We start from the raw sequence: 26,127 nt of genomic DNA on the forward strand, positions 1-26,127 counted from the left end.
AAGATCATTTGCGCAAACGACCGCTTGTTATTTGCCGAAGCTTACGGGTTGCCCGACGTGGGTACGGTCTGACCATGAGATTTCTGCCCCTGCTCATCCTCGTGGTGCTGCTGGTGGGAGCGTTCGTCTGGTGGCGTCGGGAGAGCGACGCGCGGGAGGCCCGGCGCCTCGCCGACGCGCGGGCCGACGCCCAGCGCTGGTACGAGCGGCTCGGCGGCCAGGTGATGAACCTGCACGGCGACCACCCGGCCGTACGCCAGGCGCTCGTCGACGCGGGGGAGCGCTACAACGCGGCCGGCAGCCAGCTGGAGCAGGCGCACAGCGTCGAGCAGTTCCGCCTGGCCCGGGAGACCGCGCTGGAGGGGTTGACCTACGTGCGGGCGGCCCGGGTGGCGCTCGGCATCGACCCCGGCCCCGAGCTGCCCCCGCTTGCCGCCGCGCAGGGCGCCGGGCGGCTCACCCGGGAGCGCCAGGTCGACGTGCAGGGGCAGACCTTCAAGGCCGGCCCGCAGCCCGGCCGGGACACCCCCTACTACTACCCGGGCGGGCGCTACCAGGGCCGGCCGGTGCCGGCGGGCTGGTACTCCACCCCGTGGTGGAAGACCGCCCTGGGCGCCGGCGCGGGCGTCCTCGGCGGCATGCTGATCGCCGACGCGCTCTTCTCGCCCGGTTTCGGCGACCCCGGGTACGGCTACGAGGCCGGCTACCAGGAGGGCTTCGGCGACGCCACCGGCTTCGGCGAGCAGGGCGGCGACTTCGGTGGCGGTGACTTCGGCGGCGGTGACTTCGGTGGCGGCGACTTCGGCGGTGGCGACTTCGGGGGCGGCGGCTTCGGGGGCGGAGATTTCGGCGGTGACTTCGGCGGCGGCGACTGGTAGCGTCCAGCGCGACCGCCTGCCGCCTGCCGCCTGCCGCGTGCTGCGTGAAGGGCACCATTCCTGGGCGGGAAGCGTCAGGAAGGTGCCCCTCCTCGCATCTCAGCCCGTGTTGCGCATGCCGGCGGCGATGCCGTTGACAGTGGTCAGCAGCGCGCGCTCCAGCGCCGTACCGTCGCTCGGCGCCCGTCGGCCGCCCGGCGCGGTGGCCACCGCCCGGCCGGCCGCCCCGGACTCCCGGTACTGGCGCAGCAGGGCCACCTGGAGGTGGTGCAGCGGCTCCAGGTAGGTGTCGCGGACGGCCAGCGTGCGCTGGAGCACCGGGGAGCTCTCCAGCAGGGCCGGCGAAGAGGTCACCGCCAGCACCTCCCGCTTGGTCAGCTCGTACTCCTGCTCGATCTTGTGGAAGATCGGGTGCAGCTTCTTCGGCACCAGCGTCTCGACGTAGCGGCGGGCGATGTTCAGGTCGGTCTTGGTGAGCATCATCTCGACGTTCGACAGGAACGTGCGGAAGAAGTGCCAGTTGCGGTGCATCTCGGCCAGCACGTCCCCGAGCCCGGCCTCCCGGGCCGCGGCCAGGCCGGAACCGACCCCGAACCAGCCTGGCACGATCTGCCGGGTCTGGGTCCAGCCGAACACCCACGGGATGGCGCGCAGCCCGGCCAGCCCGGCCCCCGTGTTCGGCCGCTTCGCCGGCCGGGAGCCGATGTTCAGCGCGCCGAGCAGCTCCGTGGGCGTCGACGCCCAGAAGTACGCGGGCAGGTCCGGATCCTCGACCAGCGACCGGTACGACCGGAAGGCCGAGTCGGAGACCAGCTCCATCGCGGCGTCCCAGCGTTCCAGCATCTCGGCGGGCTGCCGGGGCGCGGTGTGCAGCAGGGTGGCCTGGAGCACCGCGGCCAGGGTCAGCTCCAGGTTCTCCCGCGCCAGCGACGGCAACGAGTACTTGTCGGAGATGACCTCGCCCTGCTCGGTGACCTTGATCGCGCCGTCCAGCGTCCCGTACGGCTGGGCCAGGATCGCCTCGTGCGTCGGCCCGCCGCCGCGACCCACCGTGCCGCCGCGGCCGTGGAAGAGCCGCAGGTGCACCCCGTGCCGGGCGGCCACGTCGCGCAGCGCGCGCTGGGCCCGGTGGATCGACCACTGGCTGGTGGTGATGCCGGCCTCCTTGTTGGAGTCGGAGTAGCCCAGCATCACCTCCTGCACGTCGCCCCGCGCCGCCACCAGCGCCCGGTACGCCGGCAGCGAGAGCAGCTCGTCGAGCAGTTCACCGCCCGTGTTCAACTCGGCCGGGGTCTCCAGCAGCGGCACGAAGCCGATCCGGGACCGGCCGCTGTGCACGTCGATCAGGCCGGCCTCGCGGGCCAGCACCACGGCGGCGAGCACGTCGTCCACGCCGAGCGTCATCGAGACGATGTACGACTCGATGACCTCGATGCCGAACCGGTCCTGCGCCTCGCGGATGGTGCCGAACACGTCGAACGTCTTGCGGGTCGCCTCGGTCAGCGGGGTGTCCACGGTGGAGAGCGGCCGGCGACCGGTCAGCTCGTCGGCGAGCAGCTTCGTCCGCTCCTGCCGGCTCAGCGACGGATAGTCGGAGACCTCGCCGACGGCCGCGTAGAGCTGGGCGAGCACCGCGTGGTGCGCCTCGGCGTGCTCCCGCACGTCCATGGTCGCCAGGTGCAGCCCGAACGCCGAGACCGTACGGATGGTCGAGGCGAGCCGGCCCACGGCGGTGAGCTGGCCGGCGTTACGGGCCAGCGAGGCGCGCAGCAGCTCCAGGTCGGCGATCAGCTCGGCGGAGCCGCGGTAGTCCCGCCCGGGCACGTGCGCGGTGCCCTGGCGCAGCCGCTGCCGGGTGTTGGCCAGCTTCACCTTCACGCAGCGGGCCTTGAGCCGGTAGGGCTCCTCGGCGTTGACCCGGCGGAACCGGGCCGCCACCTCGGGCAGCGCGTCCAGGTCGGCGGCGAGGCTGGCGGAGAGGTCGAGCGACACCCCGCGCAGCCGCCGGGACACCGACACCTCGTCGATGAGGTGGTCCATCGCCTTCTCGGTGGCCGCGATGCCGTGCTCGTGCTGGATGGTCAGCACCTCGCGGGTCACCGCCGGGGTGACGAACGGGTTGCCGTCGCGGTCGCCGCCGATCCAGGTGCCGAAGGACAGCGGCCGGGCGGTCGGCGAGGTCTCCACGCCGAGGGTGCGTAGCGTGTCGGCGAGGTCGTCGAGGACCTGCGGGGCGGCCTCGGCGTACAGGTCGCGCAGGTAGTAGATGGCGTTGCGGGCCTCGTCCGTCGGATCCGGCCGGTCCAGCCGCAGCTCGTCGGTCTGCCACATCAGGTCGAGCAGTTCGGCGAGGCGGCGGTTGGCCGGGCCCTCGTCGCTGGCGCCGTAGAGGATCGCGTTGGCGGTCTCGGTGTCCAGCTCGTCGGCGATGGCGCGCAGCTTGGACAGGATCGACCGGCGGGCCGCCTCGGTGGGGTGGGCGGTGAAGACGGGCCGTACCGCCAGCCGCCGGGCCGCCGCCGCGATCTCCTCGGCCGGCACCCCGCGCTCGGCGATCATCTTGGCCGCCTGGTCCAGCCAGCCGCCCTGCACCGCCCGGCGCCGTCGCAGCTCCCGGCCCCGGTGCACCTGCTCGGTGATGTTGGCCAGGTGGAAGTAGGTGGAGAAGGCGCGGGCCAGCTTGGTGCCGGTGGTGACGTCCAGGCCGGCGAGGCGCTGCGCGGCGGCGGGGGCGTCCGAGCGCACCTGGGCGCGGATCTCCTCGACGAGATCGAGCAGCGGCCGGCCCTCCTGGCGGGCGAGGGTCTGCCCGAGCAGGGTGCCGAGGCGGCGGATGTCGGCCCGCAGGGCGGCGTCGGGGCCGTCGTGGTCGTGCTGGTCGGTCACGATGCGCTCCTTACGCGAGTACGAAGGACAGCGCTGTCCGACTCCCTGGATCGTATCCGCGTGCCCCGCCGCTAGGCAGAGGACCCTTGCATCTGCCCGCCTTGCGGGAACGGCTTCCTCCTCGAAGGCCAGTCGATGCCCGTGGCGTCCGCGCTGGTGGGAGCGGGTGCGGTGCGCCGGCCCGCCCGCCAGCGGACCGGAACGGGTGGCGCTGCGCACACCTCGGCACGCCCGGCGGCGCCCAGCCTGGCCGGGGGAGCGGCGCCCGGGACGGCCCGGTGAGCCCGCCGATCAGACGAGCTGGCAGCGGCCCGCGCTGTAGTGGGCGACCGTCGCCATGATCTCCGCCTCGGACCGGTCCGCGAAGTTGAGCGTGGCGACCAGCCCGGAGCCGTAGAAGGCGCTCAGCGCCGCGCCGTCCAGCGCCGTGAACGCCCCGAGGTTCTGGAGCACCCGCGAGTCGCGCGGCTTGACCACCAGCATCTTCTCCAGACTCCACCGGCGGCGGGAGATCTGCGCGACCCCCTCCCAGGGCAACCAGATCGCCTGGCCCCGGGTCGGTCGCGTGCGGATCCAGAGCCCCGCCGGGCCGAGCGCCAGCACCGGCCCGCCGGAGCCGATCAACCAGAGCTGGATCCCCAGCGGCAGGGCGATCAGGGCCAGCAGGCACCCCACCACGCCGAGGATGCCGAGGACGGACTGGGAGCGCATCTGCGGGTCCGCCGAGTTCACTATGCCGAGACCGGCGCAGGAGGCGATCGGGAGGACGAACAGCAGCACCACCCCCATCATCAGCAGGCCGCGCTTCGCGACGTTGGGCCGTACCACGAACGGCTGGTCCTCCGGGATGCGCCTGGTCACCGGCGCCGGGGCAGGACCTCCCCACCCTCCGCCGGGTGGCGGGCCGCCACGGTGGGGCTGCGACGGCCACGGTCCGCCGGGTGGCGGGCCCCCGTGATGGGGCTGCGACGGATGTCCGGCAGGGGTGCTCACGCGGGCCTCCGGTTTCTCGATCAACTCGGCGGGGCCAGCGTAGAGGCCGCCCACCGGCGGCCCCGACGGGCGTGACGACCGGAAAACCGGTGGAGGCGGTCGGTAGCTTCCGGTCATGGCCTCGCCGAACTATCCCCCCAAGCCCAGACCGGGAGACCGGGTCGCGGTCGTCTCGCCCTCCGCCGGCCTGCCGGCTCTCTTCCCCCACGTGTACGAGCTGGGGCTGCGCCGGCTGCGCGAGGAGTTCGGCCTGGAGCCGGTGGAGTATCCGACCACCCGGGTGCTCGGCGCCGACCCCCGCGACCGGGCCCGCGACCTGACCGCCGCCTTCGCCGACCCCACGATCACGGCCGTGCTCGCCACGGTGGGCGGGGACGACCTGATCACGGTCACCCCGTACCTGGACGACGCCGTGCTGCGCGCCAACCCGAAGCCGTACTTCGGCTACTCCGACAACACCAACGTCCTCAACCACCTGTACCGGCTGGGCGTCGTGTCATACCACGGCGGGTCGGTGCTGGTGCACCTCGGCCGGCCGGGCAGCCCGCACCCGCTCACCTTCGACTCGCTGCGCGCCGCCCTCTTCACCTCCGGCTGGTACGACCTGGCCCCGGCCCCGCAGTGGGGCGACCGGCCGAACGACTGGCACGACCCGGCGGCGCTGGCCGACGAGCCGGAGATGTTCCCGGGCGAGGGCTGGCGCTGGCAGGGGCCGACGACGGTGGTCGAGGGGCGCACCTGGGGCGGTAACCTGGAGATCCTGCACTGGCTGCTGGCGGCCGACCGGGTGCCCGCCGCCAGCCGACTGGCCGGGTCGGTACTGGTGATCGAGACCTCGGAGGAACTCCCCTCCGCCACCGAGGTCTTCCGGATGCTGCGCAACATGGGGGAGCGGGGACTGCTCGCCGGCTTCCCGGCGGTGCTCGTCGGCCGCCCGAAGGCGTGGGACTTCGACCGGCCGCACACCCCCGACCAGCGGCGGGAGTGGGCGGGCGCGCAACGGGAGGCGGTCACCCGGGCGCTCGCCGCCTACCGCCCGGACGCGGTGGTGGTCTTCGACGTCGACCTGGGCCACACCGACCCGCAGCTGATCGTCCCGTACGGCGGCGAGGTCCGGGTGGACGCCGTGGAGCGCCGCATCTCCGTCCGCTACTGACCGCCCCTCCCGCGCGGGACCCACCCTCTCCCGCGCCAACCCGGCGGCGGTGGCGCGCAGCCACGGCGCCGCACCGGCCTCCGCGAGTTCTGCCTCGCGCGTGTTGCGCGGGGCTGTGCCCCGCCTTCGCGCGGCGCCTGCCGCCTCGGGAGCGAGTGCTCCGGTGATCATGACGGCATGGACGTTACCTGGCCGTTTTGGGGTCCATGGCGTCCTGATCGTCATGGACAGGGCGTGATCAGTTGCGGCGTTCGTGGATTGCGCCAGTGACCAGGCGGACAATTCGGGCAGGGTGTCGCAGTACGTCGTCCACCGTGAAGCGCAGCACCAACCAGCCGGCCTCGCGTAGTGCGTTGAGCCGGGCCACATCGCGCTGGAAGTGGGTGCGCTCCCGGTGGTGGTCACCCTCGTACTCGATGGCGACCCGCCACCGGGGATAGGCGAGGTCGACGCGGCCGAGGAAGACGCGTCCGCGCTGCGCGTGGGTGCCGTACACGTCATGCTGTGCGGCCAGGGGCGGCAGACCGGCGTCGTGCAGGACGAGCCGGAGCCGGGTCTCCATCGGGGACTCGCTCAGCGGCTCGGCCAGCGCGAGCACCTCACGCAGCTGGGCTGTGCCGGGCCAGCGGCCGTGCGCCTCCAGGTGGCTGCTCAACGCGGAAAGCTTGACCACCCGTCGGTGCAGCAGCGCGTCCACCGCGACCAGCGCCACCGCCCGGGGCAACTGGCGCCCGAGGTCGAAGGCCGTCCGGACACCGGTGGTGACCGGCAAGCCGGCGAACCGGGTGATCTCCTGGGCGGAGAGCGGGGCCGGTCAGGCGGCGTCGAGGACGGCGAACGCCCGCACCGGGAACGTGCCCATGCCGGCCACCATCGGCGGGGCGGCCGTGAACCGGAACCCGGTCGGAGGCAGCGCGTCGAGCCCGGTCAGGTGCTCCACGACCGGGACGCCGGCGGCCAGCAGCGTGCTGTGCGTCGGGCGCTCGCCGGCAGCCGCCGGGCTCATGTCGTCGATGTTGATCGAGTCGATGCCGACCAGGGCGGCACCCGCGTCCACCAGCGCCCGGGCACCGTCGCCCGTGAGGTACGGCGCTTCCGGCGCGCCGTACCGGTCGGTACCGAAGTGTGCCGACCAGCCGGTGTGCAGCAGCACCGCGCACCCCGCGACGTCGTACGGCGCCAGCAGCAGGCGGTCCACCGCGCGGGTGCCGGCCGGCACCCGGACGACGACGCCGGGCAGGTCGGCGAGGCGGTCCAGCCCGGTGGCGGCGAGGTCGGCGCCCTCGGCGAAGCGGTGGGCGGGCGTGTCGACGTACGTGCCGGTGTTGGCGATCATGTCGATCCGCCCCACCTGGAACTCGGTGCCGGGGGCGTAGTTGGCCCGGGACGCCTCCCGGGTCAGCCACTCGGTGATCCGTGGCGCCGGCCAGCCGGGCAGGGTGGTCATGCCGTCGGTGACCACGTGGCTCAGCTCGACCAACCGGGTGACGCCGTCGGGGGCGGTCCGGGGCGCGACACCCCGGCCGCCCTTGTGCGGCTCCTGGACGAGTGTCCTGTTGGTGATCCGCACCTCGGCCACCATCAGCAGCCCGAGGTGCCGGACGAACAGCGCCGCCAGGTCGTCGTCGGTGATGTCGGTGCCGGGGATGTCCAGCCGGAAACCGTCCGTCCGCAGCCCGCCACCGTTGGCGAAGGTGACCTCCGCGTCGAACTGCGCCCGCCACTGGTTGCCCATCAGCGCAGCCGATCACGGCCGACCGTCCCCGTCAAGATCCTTGGGGCTGCTCGTGCGACGCCCGGTCGGATCCCGGGCCTCGGACACGGGCCACGGCACCCGCGTGCGGTTGTCGGGTCCCGGATCCCCGTCACGGCCACGGCACCTGCGTGTGGTTATCGGGTCCCGGATCCCCGACACGGGCCACGGCACCCGCGTGCGGTTGCGGCCGGCGGTGACGCGCGCCGATCCGGGCCTCACCGGCCGAGGTGGAGCCCGGTCGTCGGCGGGGACCGCCGACAGGGCTGCCCCCGGGCCCACCGGAGTGCCGTACAGGGGGGTGCACGGCACTGCGGCGGGGCAGCGACGGCACCCGCCGTCGCCGAGGTCGCAGCCGGGTGGAGCTGCGGGCCTCCCCGAACAGGTCCGCGCACCCCGCGACGGCCGCTGCGGCGACTCGATCCCGGCTGGCGGAATCCATCCTCCGTCGCCGGGCGGCCCGGGTCTTGAACATCGATGCTCGGTTTGGCCCGGTCGGTCGGTCACGGCTGGGTGAGGAGGCGGCGCAGGTGGGCCGGGGGGTGACCGACGTGGTCCCGGACCACCCGGGTGAGATGGGCCTGGTCGGCGAAGCCGTGCTCCGCCGCCACGGCGCGCAGCGGTCGTCCGTCCGCCTCGGCGAGGGTGTCCAGCACCGCCCGGACCCGCAGCCGGTTGCGGTAGGCGGTCAGGCTGCTGCCGGTGATCCGGTGGAAGACCCGGCTCAGGTGGTGCGGGGACGCGCCCACCTCCCGGGCGACCTCGTCGAGGCCGAGCGAGAAGTCGCCGGCGGTGAGCACCTCGCGGGCCCGGTCGGCCAGGCGGCGGTGGGCGGCCTGGGTGGCGGGCCGTCGGCCGACCGCGCGATCCAGGTCCGCCCCGGGCGGCGTGGCCCGGGCGTCGGTCAGGTTGAGCACCCCGTCGAGGAAGCGGTGCAGCCGCTCCGCCATCTCGAACTGGTCCAGCCCGCGCCGGAACTCCGCGACGAGCATCCGGTGGGCGAGGTCGAGCGGCGTGTCCGAGGTGCCCTCCCAGCCGGCGGCCTCCAACCAACGTGCCGCGTCCGGGCGTTCGGCCAGCACTGCCGCGTCGACCTCCAGGCAGGTGTACGTGTCACCGCAGCCCAGCGGGTGGGACACGGACATCTCGTCGCCCGGCCGGGTGAGCAGCACGGAGGTGGCGTCCGAGAACGCCGTACGACCGTTGAGCCGCCGCCGGTACGCCCCCGACCGCCCGAGGATGATCTTGTGGGTCAGCTCGGCGGCCGGTGCCGTCCAGCCGTGGTTCTCGACGATGCAACGCACCTCGTAGATGAGGATTCCCTCCGGGTGACCCAGCACCCGCCACCGGGCGGGCGTCGTCTTACGACGCGGGTCGCTGCCGATTCCCTGAGGCATTCGTTCTCCCCCTCGGATGACCGTCATGGATCGTCGGCGATCCAACCTACGCGGAGGTGCCGCGCCCGGTCGGAGAGATAGTGTCGACCGGTGGACCCCCCGCCCGACCGGGCGCGGGGTGATCGTCGTGCCGTCCGCTGGAAGTGATCACATGCTCACCGGTCTGTTCTCCGCCGCCCTCGCCGATCCCGGGCTGGCCCGGGCGCGTGACCTGGCGCGCTCCGGTGCCGCGCAGGTCGACGGCCTCGACATCACCGCGCCGCCCGCCCTGCGTCCCTTCGCGGTCGCCGCGGTCGCGGCCGACCGGGCCGGCGACGGCGGGCCGGGTGGCGGCGCGGGCCGTCCGGTGCTCGCCGTGACCGCCACCACCCGGGAGGCCGACGACCTGGCCGCGGCGCTGGGCAGCCTGCTCCCGCCCGAGCAGGTGACGGTCTTCCCGTCCTGGGAGACGCTGCCGCACGAGCGCCTGTCGCCCCGCTCCGACACGGTCGGCCGGCGGCTGGCCGTGCTGCGCCGGCTGGCGCACCCCGACTCGGCCGACGCGCACGGCCGCACCGGGCCGCTGCGGGTCGTCGTGGCGCCCGTCCGGTCGGTGCTGCAACCGCAGCTCAAGGGGCTCGGCGACCTGGAGCCGGTGCAACTCGCCGCCGGGGCGGAGGCCGACCTGGAGGAGGTCGCCCGCCGGCTGACCGACATGGCGTACGCGCGGGTCGACCTGGTCACCAAGCGGGGCGAGTTCGCCGTGCGCGGCGGCATCCTCGACGTCTTCCCGCCCACCGACGAGCACCCGTCGCGGGTCGAGTTCTGGGGCGACGAGGTGGAGGAGATCCGCACCTTCGCCGTCGCCGACCAGCGCACCATCGAGCAGGTGCCGCAGCTCTGGGCCCCGCCGTGCCGGGAGTTGCTGCTCACCCCGGCGGTACGCGGGCGGGCCGCCGCCCTCGCCGAGGAGCACCCCGAGCTGGCCGAGATCCTCGACAAGCTGGCCGAGGGCATCCCGGTGGAGGGGATGGAGTCGCTCGCCCCGGCGCTCATCGGCGCCGACTCGATGGAGCTGCTGCTGGACGTCATGCCGACCGGCACCCACGTGCTGCTCTGCGACCCGGAGCGGATCCGTACCCGGGCGCACGACCTGGTGCGTACCTCGGACGAGTTCCTCCAGGCCAGCTGGGCCGCCGCAGCGGTCGGCGGCCAGGCCCCGATCGACCTGGGCGCCGCCGCCTTCCGCACCCTGGCCGACGTCCGCGCCGCCGCGGCGAAGCTCAGCCAGCCCTGGTGGACGCTGTCGCCGTTCGGCCTGGTGGAGGCGGACGCGGCCCCGGCCCGGCAGCCCTGGGAGGACGCGCCGGAGGCGTACGACGTCACCCCCGACGACGCGATCGCGGTGACCCTGGCCGCGCAGCCGGCCCCGCTCTACCACGGCGAGACCGCCCGGGTGGTCGAGGACCTGTCGCGCTGGGTCGGCGAGGGCTGGTCGGTCGCGCTGGTCTTCGAGGGGCACGGCCCCGCCCAGCGGGCGGTCGAGGTGCTGCGCGACGCCGGCCTCGGCGCGCGGCTGACCGAGGAGGTGCCGACCGCGCCCGCCCCCGGCGAGGTGCTCGTCACCTGTGGCAGCCTGACCGGCGGGTTCGTCGACGAGGCGTCGAAGTTCGCGCTGCTCACCGGCAACGACGTCACCGGTGGGCGGGGCACCTCCACCCGCGACATGCGCAAGATGCCGAGCCGGCGGCGCAACACCATCGACCCGCTGGAGCTGCGGGCCGGCGACCACGTCGTGCACGAGCAGCACGGCATCGGCCGCTACGTCGAGCTGGTGCAGCGCACCGTCAACGGGGCCTCCCGGGAGTACCTGGTCATCGAGTACGCCCCGAGCAAGCGCGGCCAGCCCGGCGACCGGCTGTTCGTCCCCACCGACCAGCTCGACCAGCTCTCCCGCTACGTCGGCGGCGAGCAGCCCGCCCTGCACAAGATGGGCGGCTCGGACTGGCAGAAGTCCAAGGCCCGGGCCCGCAAGGCGGTCCGCGAGATCGCCGCCCAGCTCATCCAGCTCTACGCCGCCCGCAAGGCGTCCAAGGGGCACAACTTCGGCCCCGACACGCCGTGGCAGCGGGAACTGGAGGACGCCTTCCCGTGGCAGGAGACGCCCGACCAGCTCGCCGCCATCGAGGAGGTCAAGCGGGACATGGAGCAGACCGTCCCGATGGACCGGCTGATCTGCGGTGACGTCGGCTACGGCAAGACCGAGATCGCGGTACGGGCGGCGTTCAAGGCGGTGCAGGACGGCAAGCAGGTGGCGGTGCTGGTCCCCACCACGCTGCTGGTGCAGCAGCACTACAACACCTTCGCCGAGCGGATGAGCCAGTTCCCGGTGACCATCCGGCAGCTCTCCCGCTTCCAGACGCCGAAGGAGGCCGAGCAGACCCTGGAGATGGCCGCGGCGGGCACCGCCGACATCGTCATCGGCACCCACCGGCTGCTCCAGGCGGCCACCCGGTTCAGGTCGCTGGGCCTGGTCATCGTCGACGAGGAGCAGCGCTTCGGCGTCGAGCACAAGGAGCACCTGAAGACGATGCGCGCCTCCGTCGACGTGCTGAGCATGTCGGCCACCCCGATCCCGCGCACCCTGGAGATGGCGATCACCGGCATCCGCGAGATGTCCACCATCGCCACCCCGCCCGAGGAGCGACACCCGGTGTTGACCTCCGTCGGGGCGTACGACGAGCGGCAGGTGGCCGCCTCCATCCACCGCGAGCTGCTCCGCGACGGGCAGGTCTTCTACCTGCACAACCGGGTCGAGTCGATCGACCGGACGGCCCGCCGGCTCCGGGAGCTGGTGCCCGAGGCGCGGGTCGCGGTGGCCCACGGCCAGATGGGCGAGGAGGCCCTGGAGAAGGTCATGGTCGGCTTCTGGGAGAAGGAGTTCGACGTCCTGGTCTGCACCACGATCGTGGAGTCCGGCATCGACATCCCGAACGCCAACACCCTGATCGTGGAGCGGGCCGACCTGCTCGGCCTGGCCCAGCTGCACCAGATCCGGGGTCGGGTCGGCCGGGGCCGGGAGCGGGCGTACGCCTACTTCCTCTACCCGCCGGAGAAGCCGCTCACCGAGCACGCCCACGAGCGGCTGGCCACCATCGCCCAGCACACCGAGCTGGGCGCCGGCATGTACGTGGCGATGAAGGACCTGGAGATCCGGGGAGCCGGCAACCTGCTGGGCGGCGAGCAGTCCGGGCACATCGAGGGCGTCGGCTTCGACCTGTACGTGCGGATGGTCGGCGAGGCGGTCTCCGCGTTCAAGGGCGAGCGCCCGGAGGAGGAGACCGAGGTCAAGGTCGACCTGCCGGTCGACGCGCACCTGCCGCACGACTACGTCGGCGTGGAGCGGCTGCGCCTGGAGATGTACCGCAAGCTCGCCGAGGCCCGCGACGACGACCGGCTGCGCGAGGTGGTCGCCGAGATGACGGACCGCTACGGCGAGCCGCCCGCCCCGGTGCAGAACCTGGTCGCGGTGGCCCGGTTCCGGCTGCTGGCCCGCCGCTACGGCCTGACCGACGTCTCGATGCAGGGCAAGCACATCCGGTTCGGCCCGTTGCCGCTGCCCGACTCGAAGCAGCTGCGGCTCAAGCGCTACCACCCGGACTCGGTCTACAAGTCCGCGCTCGACCAGGTCAGCGTGCCCCGGCCGAGCACCCGGCGGGTGGGCGGCGAGCCGCTGCGCGACCAGGCCCTGCTGGAGTGGTGCGCCCAGCTGCTGAAGGATGTGCTGGGCGAGCCGGCGACGGCCGGAGCCGCCGCCCGGTGAGCGAAGGACACGCGTCGCCGGCGGCGCAAGTCCAGGGGAGCGGTGGCGCGCATCGCGGCGGGGTGAGCGGGGGACACACGGCTCACGAGGGCGCACCCGCCCCCGAACCGGGCGTGACCTCCGGTGGCCGGACGGCGAACGGGCGGCGGGCGGCCGGCGGGACGGGCGGGCGGCGTCACACGGGTCGCGGCCGGCATGAGAGAGTGGCCGTCATGCGTGCTCGCCGTCTTGTCGCCGTCGCCAGCGTGGCGCTCGGCCTCGTCGCCCTCTCCGGTTGCCGTACCGAGCCCGGGGTCGCCGCCTACGTCGGCGACCTGCGGATCACCGAGGATGCCGTCACCGAGGTCCTGGACGACGTGCGGGCGAAGAACCCGACGCCGACCGGGCAGCCCGAGGCGCCCGAGGGACAGCCCCCGGCGCAGGCGCCGCAGCTGCCCGGCCGCAGCCAGATCGTCAGCATGCTGGTGCTGACCGAGGTCTGCGAGCGGCTCTCCGCCGAGAAGAACTACCAGCCGCGCGGGCAGGTCGCGCCGGAGCAGGTCGCCCAGCAGCTCCGTCTGACGCCCGACACCGGCTACGTGCGCCGGTCCGCCGAGCTCTACAGCTGCCTCTCGGGGGTGCCGCCGGTGGCGCAGGCCCAGCCGACCGCGCAGGAGTTGGCGGACGTGGTGGCGGCGGGCCGCCGGGCGGGTGCCATCCCGGCCGACATGCCCGACGAGGAGGCCGCCGCCCGCCTCGACGGCGAGCAGTTGCGCGCCGCGCTGGCCACCCGCAAGCCGCTGGCCGAGGCGGTCACCGCGTACGACGTGACGGTCAACCCCCGCTACCGCCCGCTGGAGTTCCCGGTCCTGAGCTTCTCCGACAACGCGCCGGCGGTGAGCGTGCCGCTGGGCGAGACCGGCTCCAACGGCGTCACCGACGTCTCCACCCCGGAGCCGCTGGCCCCCGCCGGGCCGCAGGCGGCCGGTGGGACCGACAGCTGAGCATGCCCGCACGGATCGTCCTGCTCGTCACCTCGCCCCGGCTGCCGGCCGGTCTGCTGACCGCCGCCGCCTGGGACGTCGTACGCCGGCACCCGGTGCTGGCCGGGGCGGAGAGCGAGCTGACGACGGCGGTGCGCGCGGCGGGCGCCGAGGTCACGGTGGTCGACGGCCGGGCGACGCAGGCGTTGCTGGACGCGGCGGCGGCGCACGGCGTCGCGGTGTGGCTGGCCGGTCCGGCCGGCGACGAGTCGCTGGCCCGTGAGCTGGGCCTGCGGCTGGCGCGTGAGCCCGGCCTGGCCGAGCTGGAGCTGATGTACGGCTCCTGGGATCCGCCGGGCGCCCGGCTGCTCGACGTGGTGGCGGTGATGGACCGGCTGGCCTCCCCGGGCGGTGATCCCTGGAAACGGGCGCAGACCCACCGCAGCCTCGCCGGCTTTCTGCTGGAGGAGTGCTACGAGGCGTACGACGCGATCAGCGCCGGGGACACCGACGCGCTGCGCGAGGAACTGGGCGACGTGCTGCTCCAGGTGGTGCTGCACGCCCGACTCGCCGAGGAGCTGCCCGAGGCGCGGCGGTGGACCGTCGACGACGTGGCCGGAGATCTGGTCGACAAGATGGTCCGGCGCAACCCGCACGTCTTCGCCGACGCCGAGGCGGGCACGCTGGAGGAGATCGAGGCCAGCTGGGAGCGGATCAAGCGGGCCGAGAAGGCGCGTGACTCGGTGCTGGAGGGCATCGCGCTGAGCCAGCCCGCCCTCGCCCTGGCCGCCAAGATCCTGGAACGTGCCGGCCGGGCCGGCCTGGCCGTACCGCCGCCTTTGGCGGAGTCCCAGGTGGACCCGGAGGCGAGGCTGGGCGCGAGCCTGCTCGCCACGGTCGCGGCGGCCCGCGAGGCGGGCCTGGAGCCGGAGGCGGCCCTGCGCCGCGCCGCCCTCGCCTACGCGGACGCTGTCAGGAGCGCCGAACGCCGGTAGGGTCGGCGAGTGGAATCGTTTGTGCCGCTCGCGGAGCGGATCGTCGACGCGTTGCTGGAGAGCCGGCCGGGGTTGTCGACCACCACCGGGGACCACCGGCACGACGACCGGCTGCCGGACCTCTCCGTCGAGGCGGTCGCCGCCGACCAGGCCATGCTCAGGGAGGCCGCGGACGCGCTCGCCGAGCTCGATCCGGACGCGCTGGACGTCGAGGAGCGCGTCGACCACGCGCTGCTCACCTCGTTCGTGGACCGGGAGCTGTTCGAGTCCAGCGAGATCCGTTCGCACGAGTGGGATCCGCTGCGGCACAATCCCGGGCCGCTGCTGCACGCGCTGCTCGCCCGCCCGTACGCGCCGGTCGAGGTCCGGCTGACGAGCCTCGCCGGGCGGCTGGCCGCCGTACCGGACGCGCTGGCGACCGCGCGTGCGACGTTGCGTGACATGCCGCGCATCCACGCCGAGACGGCGGTCGGGCAGTTCACCGGTGCGGCGGCGCTGGTCCGCGACGAGGTGCCGGCCCTGCTCGCGCAGGCCCCCGCCCTGCACGACCGGGTCGAGCCGGCCGCCTCGGCGGCGATCGCGGCGCTGGAGGAGTTCGTCGCCTGGCTGCGGCAGGGCCTGGCCGCCGACGCCGGCCCCGGCCGGGACCCTCGGCTGGGCCGCCGCCGCTGGGAGGCGCGGCTCTGGCACACCCTGGACACCGAACTGGGCGCCGCCGAGATCCAGCGCCGGGCCTGGGCCAACCTGGACCGGGTGGGCGAGGAGATCCGCGCGGCGGCCGTCGAGCTGGTCGGTGGGCCGGCCGACGACGAGACGGTACGCCGGGCGCTGGACGTGCTGGCCGCCGAGCACCCGGACGACCACACGATCGTGGACCTCGCCTCGGTGACCCTGGACGAGGCGACCGACTTCGTCCGTGCCCACGGCCTGGTGACGCTGGTCGACGACCCGTGCGTGATCCAGGAGATGCCCCGCTTCGCCCGGGGCGTGGCGGTCGCCTACTGCGACTCGCCCGGCCCGCTGGAGACGGCGGACGTGCCGACGTTCTACTGCATCGCGCCCACCCCGGAGGAGTGGCCCGCGCACCGGGTCGAGTCGTTCTACCGGGAGTACAACGACCACATGATCCGCAACCTGACCGTGCACGAGGCGATGCCGGGGCACTTCCTCCAGCTCGCCCACGCCCGCCGCCACGTCGGGCCCACCCGGGTCCGGGCGCTGACGGAGTCGGGGCCCTTCATCGAGGGCTGGGCGGTCTACACGGAGGAGCTGATGGCGGGCCTCGGCTTCGGCGGCCTGCCGGTCCGGTTGCAGCAGCTCAAGATGCAGCTCCGGATGACCATCAACGCGCTGCTCGACCAGCTCGTGCACTGCGAGGAGCTGCCGGAGTCCGAGGCGATGGCGCTGATGACCGGGCGCGGCTTCCAGGAGGAGGGCGAGGCGGCCGGCAAGTGGCGGCGCGCGCTGCTCACCTCGACGCAGCTCTCGACGTACTTCGTCGGTTACAGCGAGGTGGCCGGGATCGCCGCCGCCCGCCCGGCCGGCGTGTCGGTGCGCGAGTGGCACGACGCGATGCTCGCCCACGACTGCCCACCCCCGCGCCACCTGCGCACCCTGCTCGGGGTGTAGGCGAGGGCAGCCGCTACGAGCTGGCGGGGCGGCGGTCCACGACGCCGGCGTCGGGCGGGAGGTCGAACACGGCGCCGTCGACCGTCTCGCGGTAGCGGCTCAGCGCCAGCTCGACCTGCCTGCCGTCGACCTGGCCGGTGAAGCTGCCGAGCACTCCGTCCGTGGTGACGCAGGCGGTGAAGTCGCCGGCGGACTGCTCCACGTCGACGCAGGTGGCGTGGTGACCGGCGAGGGTGGTGTCGCTCTGGTTGATCACCGCGTCCGGGTCGAGGGCGGCGGTGGTGAGCAGCCCCACGACGACCGGCGGCGTGAGCAGCCCCCGCTGCTTGGCCTCGGTGAACATGGTCACCGTGGGCTTCGCGTTGGGCGCGGGCGGGGCCTCCAGGGTGCAGGTCGCGCGGCCGGCGGTCTCGCAGCGGGCCGTCGCCTCCGGGGTCACGGTGAGCTTCCCGCCGGGCCAGGTGTACGCGGAGCGGACCGGGTCCTGGGCCTGGGCGATGGTGGCGGTCTGCCCGCCGGGGAGCTGGTAGTCCGCGGAGTAGGTCAGCTCCAGCGCCCGGTCGAGCCGGGCGGCCAGGTCGTTCACCAGGTCGGCCCGCCCGATTGCCCGGCCGGCGTCGTCGAGGGTCTGACAACCGGTCACCGTGAGCGACGCGATGACCGACACGGCGAGCATGCGGAGGGTGGTCGAGGCGGCGGGCATGGCGACCAGCCTTGCCGATCAGGTCAACCGCGCGCAAACCCGTTGCCGGTTGAGAGACGAGAATCCGGGAATGTCCGGGTAAAGCGCCGCCCTGAGGCTCGTTCCGGGCCGGGTCGGCCAGCGCCCGGACCGCCCGTGCCCGAGCGCCGCCCGATACGCTGCGTTCAACAACTGCCTCAGCCGCACCGTCGCGGCCCATACCGGACCGGAACACACAAACGAGGAGCGACTCAGTGGCAACCATCGAGGGAATCGTCGCGCGGGAGATTCTGGACTCGCGGGGCAACCCGACTGTCGAGGTCGAGGTCGGGCTCGACGACGGCACGATCGCCCGGGCGGCGGTGCCCTCCGGCGCCTCCACGGGCGCCTTCGAAGCGATCGAGCTGCGCGACGGTGACGCCGACCGCTACCAGGGCAAGGGTGTCGAGAAGGCGGTCTCGAACATCGAGGACAAGATCGTCGACGAGCTGATCGGCTACGAGGCCAGCGAGCAGCGGCTGATCGACCAGAAGATGCTCGACCTCGACGGCACCGACAGCAAGTCCGAGCTGGGCGCGAACGCCATCCTCGGCGTCTCCCTCGCGGTGGCCAAGGCGGCGGCCGGCAGCGCCGAGCTGAGCCTCTTCCGCTACCTGGGCGGCCCGAACGCGCACCTGCTGCCGGTGCCGATGATGAACATCCTCAACGGTGGCGCGCACGCGGACTCGAACGTCGACATCCAGGAGTTCATGATCGCGCCGATCGGCGCGCCCAGCTTCCGCGAGGCGCTGCGCTCCGGCGCGGAGGTCTACCACGCGCTGAAGTCGGTGCTGAAGAAGAAGGACCTCTCCACCGGCCTCGGCGACGAGGGCGGCTTCGCGCCGAACCTGCCCACCAACGCCGCGGCCCTGGACCTGATCGCCGAGGCCGTGGAGAAGGCCGGCTACCGGCTCGGCACCGACATCGTCTTCGCGCTCGACGTGGCCGCCACCGAGTTCTTCGACAACGGCGTCTACACCTTCGAGGGCACCGCGAAGAGCGCCGAGGAGATGAGCAACTACTACACCAAGCTGGCCGACGACTACCCGATCGTCTCGATCGAGGACCCGCTGGCCGAGGACGACTGGACCGGCTGGCAGACGCTGACCGCCTCCGTCGGCGACCGCATCCAGATCGTGGGCGACGACCTGTTCGTCACCAACCCGCAGCGCATCGCCCGTGGTATCGCCGAGAAGGCCGCCAACGCGGTCCTCGTCAAGGTCAACCAGATCGGTTCGCTGACCGAAACCCTGGACGCGGTGGACCTGGCCCACCGGGCCGGCTTCAAGTGCATGATGAGCCACCGCTCCGGCGAGACCGAGGACACCACCATCGCGGACCTGGCGGTGGCCACCGGCTGCGGCCAGATCAAGACGGGCGCGCCGGCCCGCTCGGACCGGGTCGCCAAGTACAACCAGCTCCTGCGGATCGAGGAGGAGCTGGCCGACGCGGCGCGGTACGCCGGGGCGGGCGCGTTCCCGCGCTACCGTTCGGCCTGAGACGCGCGAGGCCTCGGGGGAGGGGTGTGACGATGCAGCAGCGCCGCACACCGGGCGGTCAGCGCCCCGCCCGCCGGCCGGGTCACACCGGCAGGCCGGGCGGGGCACGGGGCGCCCGTACGCCGCTGCGCGAGGGCGGCGTCCGCGCCGAGTCGCGGGCCACGGCCGGTCGCGCGTCGGGGGCGGCCCGGGGCGCGGAGGGCGTACGCTCCGCGAGCCGGCCCGCCGCGGCCCGGCGTACGGCCGCCGGCACCGTCAAGCGGCTCTCCGCACCCCGATCCCGGGGCCTCACCGGGCGGGCCACCGTGCTCTTCGCGGTGCTGATCGCGCTCGCCCTGGCCTACACCTACCCGGTGCGCGTCTACCTGGACCAGCAGGCCGACATCGAACGGATGGAGGCTTCCCAGGCCGCCCAGCGCAAGGCGATCGAGGAACTGTCCGAGCGGGCCGCCAAGTGGCAGGACCCGGAATACATCAAGATCCAGGCCAGGGAGCGGTTCTTCATGGGGCCCCCGGGCGAGACGCTGCTGGTGGTGCTCTCCGACCCGGAGGGCGCCGCGCGCGACGCCGGTTCGTCGGCGGCCCCGTCGGCGCCCGCCACCCCCGCCACCTGGTACGACACCCTCTGGTCGAGCGTGCAGGCCGCCAACGGCGAGCAGCCCGACAAGTGAGCAGCCCCCCGAGCACCGGACGAGGAACCAGCATCGTGACTGTCGTACCACCGCAGGAGCCGGCGGCGGACTCCGTACCCCCGCCCCGGCGTGAACCGGCGACCGAGGCCGACCTGGCCGCGGTGGCCGCGCAGCTCGGCCGCCCGCCCCGGGGCACCCGGGCCGTGGCCCACCGCTGCCCCTGCGGCCTGCCCGACGTGGTGGAGACGACCCCCCGCCTGGCCGACGGCACCCCCTTCCCGACGCTGTTCTACCTGACCTGCCCCCGGGCGACGGCCGCGTGCAGCCGGCTGGAGTCGGCGGGGCTGATGAAGGAGATGGCGGACCGGCTGGCCGCCGACCCGGAGCTGGCCGCGCGTTACCGGGCCGCGCACGAGGACTACCTGGCCCGCCGGGACGCGATCGGCGAGGTGCCGGAGATCGCCGGCATCTCCGCCGGCGGGATGCCCGGCCGGGTGAAGTGCCTGCACGTGCATCTCGGGCACGCGCTCGGGGCCGGGCCGGGGGTCAACCCGTTCGGCGACGAGACGCTGGAGCTGGTGGAGAAGTGGTGGGCGGCCGGGCCCTGCGTGGACGTGTCGGCGGCGGACTGACCATGGCGGGCACTGACGGGAGCCCGGCGGGGGCCGACGACATCGTGGTGCGGCGGGCCCGCACCTCGGACGTGCGCGGCATCCGGCGGCTCGTGGACACCTACACCGACGACCGTCGGCTGCTCAGCAAGGCCACGGTGACCCTCTACGAGGACGTGCAGGAGTTCCGGGTCGCGGTCCGCCCCGGAGACGGCGCGGTGGTCGGCTGCGGCGCGCTGCACGTGATGTGGGAGGACCTGGCCGAGATCCGTACGGTGGCGGTCGACCCGTCCTGCCGGGGCCGCAAGCTCGGCCACCGGATCGTCGCCGAGCTGATCGACGGCGCCCGCGAGCTGGGCGTGGCCCGGATCTTCGTGCTCACCTTCGAGACCCGGTTCTTCGGCTCGTTCGGGTTCACCGCGATCGACGGCGCGCCCGTGCCGCAACCGGTCTACGAGCAGTTGCTGCGCTCCTACGACGAGGGCGTCGCCGAGTTCCTGGACCTGGAACGGGTCAAGCCGAACACCCTCGGCAACACCCGCATGCTGCTGCGCCTCTGACCCGCCTCCGGGGCCCGAGGCGGCCCGGCGTGCTCAGCCGAGGCGCGGGTGGGCGGCGAAGAACTCCCAGAGCAGTTCGGTGGCGGCGAGACCCGCGTCGGGGGCGGCCAGCTCGCCGCCCGGCGCGCCCGGCCACGAGTGCCCCATGTCCGGCAGGGTGTAGACGGTGACGTCGCTGCCGTCGCCGCACCGCGCGTCGGTACGGGTGACGCGCGGCGGGCCCGCCGTGGGAGCGCCGGACACCGGTGTGCAGCGCAGCCGCCGCTGCCAGGTGCGCAGGCCCTCGGCGAAGGTCCCGGCGTAGCGGTCCTGCCCGCCGATGAACGTGATCACCGACACGGGCCGCCGGGGCACGTACGTCTCGGGGGTCGTGCGGGGGCCGCTGTAGCCGCCGCTGACCACGCCGATCGCCGCGAAGAGCCCTTCGGCCTCGACGGCGGCGCGGAAGCTCATGTCCCCGCCGTTCGAGATTCCGGTCAGGTAGACCCGGTCCGGGTCGGCCCGCCATGTCCCTACGAGATGGGCGGTGAGGTCCTTGAGGAACCCCACGTCGTCGCTCGTCCCGCAGCAGATCAGCGCGTTGAACCCGCCGCCGATCCCGTCGGGGTATGCGACCAGGAAGTTCTCCCGGTCGGCCACGGCGTCCAGTCCCACCATCTCCCGCAGGCGCGCCCCGCTGCCGGGATAGAAGTGCAGGGCGATCACCAGCGCGGTGGGCCGGGCGGGGTCGTAGCCGGGTGGGGCGTGCAGCAGGTAGCGGCGGTCGGCCCCGCCGTGCGGCAGGGCGAGCTGGTGGTCGCCGGCGGCGGGGCGCTCGACGGCCCCCGAAGGCGACGGGGCCGGCGTGGCACGGGACTGACCCCGGTCCCCGCCGCACGCCGTGGCGACGGCGGCGAGAACCAGCCCCGTCAGCACTGCCACCGTCCGTCGCACGCCCCGCCCCCTTCGTGACCCCGGATCCACACTGGACCGGCTCCGTCCGCGCCGGCAACCCTTTCGGTCCAGGCCGAAGGAGGGCAGTCTGCTGGCATGCTTCGTCTCCGCCTGGGCCCGGCGGACCTGTGCCGGGTCCGCTTCGCCGACCGCCTGCACCCGGTCGGTACGGCCGTGCTCGCCTGCCAGGCACTGCACGACCCGACGGCGGTCCGGACGGTGCCGGGCCCCGCCGCGGACGCCGCCACGGCGACGGGCCGGGTCCGCTCCGCCGCCTCGGTGCTGCGGCACCTGCTGCCCGCGCGCGGTCGACTGCCGGACTTCCTCACCCCGCTGGACGGCCTGGAGTCGGTGGCCGCCGGTCTGGAGGCGATCCGGGCCGTCCCCGCCCGGCGCGTGCGGGTCGAGGTCGCCGCCGCGTACGCCCACCTGCCCCGTACGCCGCTGCGCAGGCGGTTCGCCGAGGCCGACGGGGAGACGATGGGTCTGTTCGGCCGGGCCCTGGGCACCTGGCACGACGCGGTGCTGGCGCCGCACTGGGGAGAGCTGGCGGAGGCGCACGCGCACCAGGTGGCCGAGGCGACGGGCCACCTCGCGGCGTACGGGCTGGACGGTCTGCTGAACGCGCTGCACCCGGCGATCCGGTGGGAGGAGCCGACGCTGACCGTGCGTACGTGGTGGAGCGCGACGCTGTCCGGCACCGGCTACGGCCTCCTCCTGCTGCCCTCCCCGCTGGCCGGGCCGCATCCCCGGGTGCTGGTGGAGCCGGGCCAGCCCGTACTCGTGGTGTATCCGGCGCCGATGCCGCGCCGGGTCGAGACGAGTGCCGTCGACCCGCTCGGCCGCCTGCTGGGGGCCACCCGGGCGGCGGTGCTGCGCCGCCTCGGCGGCCCGGGCCGGCACACCACCACGACGCTCGGCCGGGCCGTCGGGATCAGCGTCTCCTCGGCGTCCGAGCACGCGGGGGCGTTGCGGGCGGCGGGCCTGGTCAGCAGCGTCCGCGACGGCGGGGCCGTGGTGCACCGGTTGACCCCGCTCGGCGTCGAACTGCTCGGCCGCGACGACACCCTGCCGCCCCACGCGCCTGACGCGCGACGACGCCCCGCCGCCCCACCGCGCCTGACGTAGGGTGGCTGCCGTGACGACGCGTGTGGCCGCCATCGACTGCGGGACCAATTCGATCCGACTGCTGGTCGCCGACCTGCCCGACGTCTCGGCGGGCCCGGAGGCGCCGCTGGTCGACCTGAGCCGGCGGATGGAGATCGTCCGTCTCGGGCAGGGCGTCGACAGGACGGGTCGGCTGGCGCCGGAGGCGATCGAGCGCACGCGGGTCGCGCTGGCCTCCTACGCCGCCGAGATCGAGAAGCTGGGCGCGGAGCGGGTCCGGATGTGCGCCACGTCGGCGTCCCGGGACGCCTCCAACGCGGCCGAGTTCCGCGAGATGGTCGAGCGGACCCTCGGGGTCGCGCCCGAGGTGGTGACCGGCGACGAGGAGGCGCGGCTCTCCTTCACGGGCGCGGTGCGCGGGCTGCCCGCCGACGCGCGTGAGCCGTACCTGGTCATCGACATCGGCGGCGGCTCGACCGAGTTCGTCGTCGGCACCCGCGCGGGCGGCGTCGAGGCGGCCATCTCGATGGACATCGGCTGCGTCCGGATGACCGAGCGGCACCTGCACGGCGACCCGCCGGGGCTGGACGAGGTTGCCGCCGCGCAGGCCGACATCGCGGCAGCGGTGGACCGCGCGCTGGAGGCCGTGCCGGGCCGGCAGGCCGCCACGCTGGTCGGGCTCGCCGGGTCGGTCACCACCGTGGTCGCGATCGCCCAGGGCCTCCAGGAGTACGACCCGGGCCGCATCCACCACGCCCGGGTGTCGTACGACGCGGTGGCCGGCACGACCGCCGACCTGCTCGGCAAGACCAGGGAGCAGCGGCTGGCGATCCCGGTGATGCACCCGGGCCGGGCCGACGTGATCGGGGCGGGCGCCCTGGTGCTCCGGGTGATCATGGAGCGGGCGGGGATGGACTCGGTGGTCGCCTCCGAGCACGACATTCTCGACGGCATCGCCTGGAGCATCCTGTAGCGAGTCGGCCCTGGGCAGTGTGGTGGCGCGCTGAACCCGGGTCTAGCCGGGAGATGCCCGACATGACGCAGGACTCTATCCGCTATTCAGCAGGTTCCTGGCCTGGACGGTCAGGGGGCAGTGAAGAGGCCGGCCCTCTGGCTCACCCCGGCCGCTACCGAAAAGCGGTGACCAGCGCGGCCAACGCCAGCAGGAGCGGAGGTACGAGCTTCAACAGCTCGACGCGTCGCCTGTGACGCCGTTCAGCCCTGCTCTCCTGCGCGTCAGGCGTGACTCCTTCCGGGCTCTCCTCTGCGTCAGCGTTGACGCATTCCGGGGGTGTGGGTACATTCATGTCGGCTCCATTTTCGTACGTCTACCAGGGCTTACGTTGACGCGGAGTTACCAGCAGCGCCCGGGTAGCCCCCCGGGCGACTGCTTTTTGCGGGCTAACTACTCCCGTGCGATTTCCTCATTGTCGTCGTCAATGGTCAGCTGGGCATTGGACCGAGGCCAAGGTGGACGGTGCTACGCCGCAGCGAACAGTTGTTGCTCCCTCCCTCGAACGGTTAATACGCCTGATCTGACGCCGCCTGTGCGGACCTATCTCGACGGTAGGGCCGCTCCCATCGGCGCCGCAATATGTCGGGTCAGAGTGAGTGCGGAGGAAAGCCACATTCATGCAGAGAGCATCTCTGGCAACCAGCAATGCGGAAGATGGTCGTGAGGGATGCTGTCGCAGACGCCGGACGCGATACTGATCTGGCAGTTGGCTGTTCTGCCCGGCAGGGTCAACCGTGCGGGTGAGGGTCTTCCGCTCCTAGCGGTCACGAGGACCGCCGGTGGGTTAATGGGTGCGTGACAGTCCTAGCGATCATCGTCGGCGGTGGCATCGGCGCCACCCTGCGGTACGTCCTGGGGCTCCAGTTCGCCCCGCCCACGCCGCCGGACTTCCCCTGGGTCACCTTCACGATCAACATAGTGGGGGCCTTCGCCCTCGGCGCCGTGATGACGCTGCTCGCGGCGCACCGGCTGCCGGGGCCGTGGGGTAAGCCGTTCCTGTCGACGGGTCTCCTCGGCGGCTTCACGACCTGGTCGCACTTCATCGTCGAGGCCGATCAACTGATCGGGGCGCGGCGTACCGGGATCGGCATCATCTACCTCGTCGCGAGCATCGTCGTCGGCGTGCTCGCCGCCGCGCTCGGTGCCCGCCTGGCGGAATCGCGGGTGGGCCGTCCGACGAGCGGACACGCCTGATGTGGGTGGGCATCGGCGTCTTCCTGGCCGGCGGTCTCGGGGCGCTCAGCCGCGCCGGCGTCGACGCGCTGGTGAAGCCCTGGTGGGCGAGGCGGGCGAGCGGGTCCAGCAAGGCATTCCCGGCGAGCACCTTCCTGATCAACGTCTCGGGCGCGTTCGTGCTCGGCATCGTCACCGGCTACGCCGTGAAGAACGTCGGGGCCGGGGCCCAGGACTTCGCCGCGATCGTCGGGGTCGGCTTCCTCGGCGCCTACACCACCTTCTCCACGGAGGAGTGGCACACGCTGGGACTGCTGCGCAAGAACGCCGCCGTCGAGGCCTTCAACGTGCTCGGCAGCCTCTGCGCGAGTCTCGTCCTGGCCGCGCTCGGCCTGTGGCTCGGCGGCCAGCTCTAGTCAGTGCCCCGGCGTCGGGCCGCCCGCGACCCCGTTGACGAAGCGGGACCAGGCGGCCGGGCCGAAGGAGAGCACGGGGCCCGAGCGGTCCTTGCTGTCGCGTACCAGCACCACGCCGGGCAGGTTGTCGGCGACCTCCACGCACGAGGCGCCGCCGTTGTCGCTGCGCGTGGACTTGCGCCACCGGGCGCCGGTCAGCTCCATGTCTTCGCCACTTCCTGCATCAGCACCAGCGACTGCCGCCGGGACAGCGCCTCCGAGCGGACACTTTCCCACCTGCGGTGCAGGCTGGCAATCTCCTCGGCGCGGTCCAGCACCTGGGCGCGCAGCGGGCTGTCGAGATGCGCCACCCAACCCCCGTCGGCGTAGCCGGCGAGGATGAACGGCCCGGCCAGGCCCGGGTAGACACCGACCTCTGCCGGAACGACATGCAGGTGCACGTGCGGACGTGTCGCCAGCGCGATCAGGTGGTCGAGCTGCTCGCGCATCGCCCCGAACTGGTCGGCCACCGGTCGACGGAGGATTCCCTCGTCGAGAACCACGACCAGTTGCGGTGGCTGGGCGCGATCGAGGATCTGTTGCCGCTGGAGCCGGGCGGACACCCGCTGCTCGATCTGCTCCGGAGGGTGGAGGCCGCCGCCGCTGAGGACCGCGCGGGCGTACGCCTCGGTCTGGAGGAGGCCGGGCAGCACCGAGATCTCGAACCACCACAGCGTCGCCGCCTCCTGCTCGACAGCCACCCAGGGCCGGAACCAGGCCGGCGCGGTCTCCAGGCTGACCAGCGGCAGGATCCGCCCGAGCAGGCCACCGCTGTCCAGCGCCTCGTCCGTGCGGCGGACGAAGTCGAGCGAGGGCGTACGCCGGCCGATCTCCACCATGCCGACCAGGGAGCCGGAGTAGTTGATCCGCCGGGCGAGTTCCTCCTGGCTGAGCCCGCGATCGGTGCGCAGCCGCCGCAGTTCGCCGGCCAGCAGCTCCAACGCCGACAGTTGCGCTCCGGTCATCACAC

At 73.6% G+C, this 26,127-nt stretch carries 23 protein-coding genes; 14 read left to right on the top strand and 9 right to left on the bottom strand.

The annotated features are described in order from the left end of the window. Positions 1–74: 74 nt before the first annotated feature. Positions 75–878, top strand: coding sequence for a hypothetical protein (locus tag ACGFIR_RS05615; RefSeq protein WP_393143382.1), 804 nt, complete (start codon positions 75–77; stop codon positions 876–878). Between the two features lie 99 nt (positions 879–977). On the opposite strand, the gene ppc is transcribed toward ACGFIR_RS05615, so the two are convergent. Continuing rightward, positions 978–3,764 carry a phosphoenolpyruvate carboxylase gene (gene ppc / locus ACGFIR_RS05620; protein WP_393000038.1) on the bottom strand — a complete coding sequence of 929 codons (2,787 nt, stop codon included), beginning with the start codon at positions 3,762–3,764 and terminating at the stop codon, positions 978–980. A gap of 291 nt (positions 3,765–4,055) precedes the next feature. After that, positions 4,056–4,625 (bottom strand): hypothetical protein, encoded by a 570-nt coding sequence (locus ACGFIR_RS05625; protein ID WP_393143384.1) that lies wholly within the window; start codon positions 4,623–4,625, stop codon positions 4,056–4,058. 247 nt (positions 4,626–4,872) lie between these two features. Here ACGFIR_RS05625 and ACGFIR_RS05630 point away from each other — a divergent pair, with 247 nt between their 5' ends. Continuing rightward, positions 4,873–5,913 (top strand): S66 peptidase family protein, encoded by a 1,041-nt coding sequence (locus ACGFIR_RS05630; RefSeq protein ID WP_393143386.1) that lies wholly within the window; start codon positions 4,873–4,875, stop codon positions 5,911–5,913. Between the two features lie 238 nt (positions 5,914–6,151). Here ACGFIR_RS05630 and ACGFIR_RS05635 read toward each other — a convergent pair whose 3' ends face one another. The 3 genes from ACGFIR_RS05635 to ACGFIR_RS05645 all read right to left on the bottom strand — a co-directional run bounded on the left by ACGFIR_RS05635 (position 6,152) and on the right by ACGFIR_RS05645 (position 9,063). Then, entirely contained in the window at positions 6,152–6,685 is a 534-nt protein-coding gene (locus tag ACGFIR_RS05635) for an endonuclease domain-containing protein (protein ID WP_393143388.1), read from the bottom strand. Between the two features lie 42 nt (positions 6,686–6,727). Continuing rightward, complete coding sequence (locus tag ACGFIR_RS05640; protein ID WP_393143390.1) at positions 6,728–7,648, bottom strand: cyclase family protein; 921 nt, start codon at positions 7,646–7,648, stop codon at positions 6,728–6,730. 521 nt (positions 7,649–8,169) lie between these two features. Beyond that, positions 8,170–9,063: a helix-turn-helix domain-containing protein gene (locus ACGFIR_RS05645; protein ID WP_393000028.1), complete on the bottom strand. Its 894-nt coding sequence runs from the start codon at positions 9,061–9,063 to the stop codon at positions 8,170–8,172. Between the two features lie 151 nt (positions 9,064–9,214). On the opposite strand from ACGFIR_RS05645, the gene mfd reads away from it, so the two are divergent. The 4 genes from mfd (at position 9,215) to ACGFIR_RS05665 (ending at position 16,451) form a co-directional block, all read left to right on the top strand. Next, a complete protein-coding gene (gene mfd / locus ACGFIR_RS05650; RefSeq protein WP_393000026.1) occupies positions 9,215–12,865 on the top strand; it encodes a transcription-repair coupling factor in 3,651 nt (1,216 codons plus the stop codon). 212 nt (positions 12,866–13,077) lie between these two features. Beyond that, positions 13,078–13,848: a hypothetical protein gene (locus ACGFIR_RS05655; RefSeq protein ID WP_393000024.1), complete on the top strand. Its 771-nt coding sequence runs from the start codon at positions 13,078–13,080 to the stop codon at positions 13,846–13,848. 2 nt (positions 13,849–13,850) lie between these two features. Further along, positions 13,851–14,822 (top strand): nucleoside triphosphate pyrophosphohydrolase, encoded by a 972-nt coding sequence (locus ACGFIR_RS05660; RefSeq protein WP_393000022.1) that lies wholly within the window; start codon positions 13,851–13,853, stop codon positions 14,820–14,822. A 9-nt stretch (positions 14,823–14,831) separates the two neighbouring features. Next, a complete protein-coding gene (locus ACGFIR_RS05665) occupies positions 14,832–16,451 on the top strand; it encodes a DUF885 domain-containing protein (RefSeq protein ID WP_393143391.1) in 1,620 nt (539 codons plus the stop codon). 13 nt (positions 16,452–16,464) lie between these two features. On the opposite strand, the gene ACGFIR_RS05670 is transcribed toward ACGFIR_RS05665, so the two are convergent. Further along, on the bottom strand, positions 16,465–17,154 hold the full coding sequence (locus ACGFIR_RS05670) for a hypothetical protein (RefSeq protein ID WP_393000018.1): 690 nt from the start codon (positions 17,152–17,154) through the stop codon (positions 16,465–16,467). 233 nt (positions 17,155–17,387) lie between these two features. Here ACGFIR_RS05670 and eno point away from each other — a divergent pair, with 233 nt between their 5' ends. From eno to ACGFIR_RS05690, 4 genes are read left to right on the top strand one after another with little or no spacing between them, the layout of a single operon-like run. Continuing rightward, on the top strand, positions 17,388–18,671 hold the full coding sequence (gene eno, locus ACGFIR_RS05675) for a phosphopyruvate hydratase (RefSeq protein WP_393000016.1): 1,284 nt from the start codon (positions 17,388–17,390) through the stop codon (positions 18,669–18,671). A 32-nt stretch (positions 18,672–18,703) separates the two neighbouring features. Next, positions 18,704–19,342, top strand: coding sequence for a septum formation initiator family protein (locus ACGFIR_RS05680; protein WP_393000014.1), 639 nt, complete (start codon positions 18,704–18,706; stop codon positions 19,340–19,342). Positions 19,343–19,377: 35 nt separating this feature from the next. Then, positions 19,378–19,935: a DUF501 domain-containing protein gene (locus ACGFIR_RS05685; RefSeq protein WP_393000012.1), complete on the top strand. Its 558-nt coding sequence runs from the start codon at positions 19,378–19,380 to the stop codon at positions 19,933–19,935. A 2-nt stretch (positions 19,936–19,937) separates the two neighbouring features. Continuing rightward, positions 19,938–20,474, top strand: coding sequence for an amino-acid N-acetyltransferase (locus ACGFIR_RS05690; protein ID WP_393000010.1), 537 nt, complete (start codon positions 19,938–19,940; stop codon positions 20,472–20,474). A 33-nt stretch (positions 20,475–20,507) separates the two neighbouring features. On the opposite strand, the gene ACGFIR_RS05695 is transcribed toward ACGFIR_RS05690, so the two are convergent. Beyond that, positions 20,508–21,407 carry an alpha/beta hydrolase family esterase gene (locus ACGFIR_RS05695; RefSeq protein WP_393000008.1) on the bottom strand — a complete coding sequence of 300 codons (900 nt, stop codon included), beginning with the start codon at positions 21,405–21,407 and terminating at the stop codon, positions 20,508–20,510. Positions 21,408–21,503: 96 nt separating this feature from the next. Between ACGFIR_RS05695 and ACGFIR_RS05700 the strand changes: the two genes are divergently transcribed. The 4 genes from ACGFIR_RS05700 to ACGFIR_RS05715 all read left to right on the top strand — a co-directional run bounded on the left by ACGFIR_RS05700 (position 21,504) and on the right by ACGFIR_RS05715 (position 25,118). Next, positions 21,504–22,535 (top strand): ArsR/SmtB family transcription factor, encoded by a 1,032-nt coding sequence (locus ACGFIR_RS05700; RefSeq protein WP_393143393.1) that lies wholly within the window; start codon positions 21,504–21,506, stop codon positions 22,533–22,535. Positions 22,536–22,557: 22 nt separating this feature from the next. Then, entirely contained in the window at positions 22,558–23,487 is a 930-nt protein-coding gene (locus tag ACGFIR_RS05705; RefSeq protein WP_393143764.1) for an exopolyphosphatase, read from the top strand. A gap of 837 nt (positions 23,488–24,324) precedes the next feature. Beyond that, positions 24,325–24,723 carry a fluoride efflux transporter CrcB gene (gene crcB, locus ACGFIR_RS05710; protein WP_393000004.1) on the top strand — a complete coding sequence of 133 codons (399 nt, stop codon included), beginning with the start codon at positions 24,325–24,327 and terminating at the stop codon, positions 24,721–24,723. Continuing rightward, complete coding sequence (locus ACGFIR_RS05715) at positions 24,723–25,118, top strand: fluoride efflux transporter FluC (RefSeq protein WP_393000002.1); 396 nt, start codon at positions 24,723–24,725, stop codon at positions 25,116–25,118. Before crcB ends, ACGFIR_RS05715 begins: the two co-directional genes overlap by 1 nt. Here ACGFIR_RS05715 and ACGFIR_RS05720 read toward each other — a convergent pair whose 3' ends face one another. Both ACGFIR_RS05720 and ACGFIR_RS05725 read right to left on the bottom strand, forming a co-directional pair. Then, positions 25,119–25,322, bottom strand: coding sequence for a DUF397 domain-containing protein (locus ACGFIR_RS05720; protein ID WP_393000000.1), 204 nt, complete (start codon positions 25,320–25,322; stop codon positions 25,119–25,121). It abuts the gene before it with no gap. Then, positions 25,313–26,122: a Scr1 family TA system antitoxin-like transcriptional regulator gene (locus ACGFIR_RS05725; RefSeq protein ID WP_392999998.1), complete on the bottom strand. Its 810-nt coding sequence runs from the start codon at positions 26,120–26,122 to the stop codon at positions 25,313–25,315. Before ACGFIR_RS05725 ends, ACGFIR_RS05720 begins: the two co-directional genes overlap by 10 nt. Positions 26,123–26,127 lie beyond the last annotated feature (5 nt).

The sequence above is a fragment of the Micromonospora sp. NPDC049051 genome, assembly GCF_043197575.1.
GTDB lineage: Bacteria > Actinomycetota > Actinomycetes > Mycobacteriales > Micromonosporaceae > Micromonospora.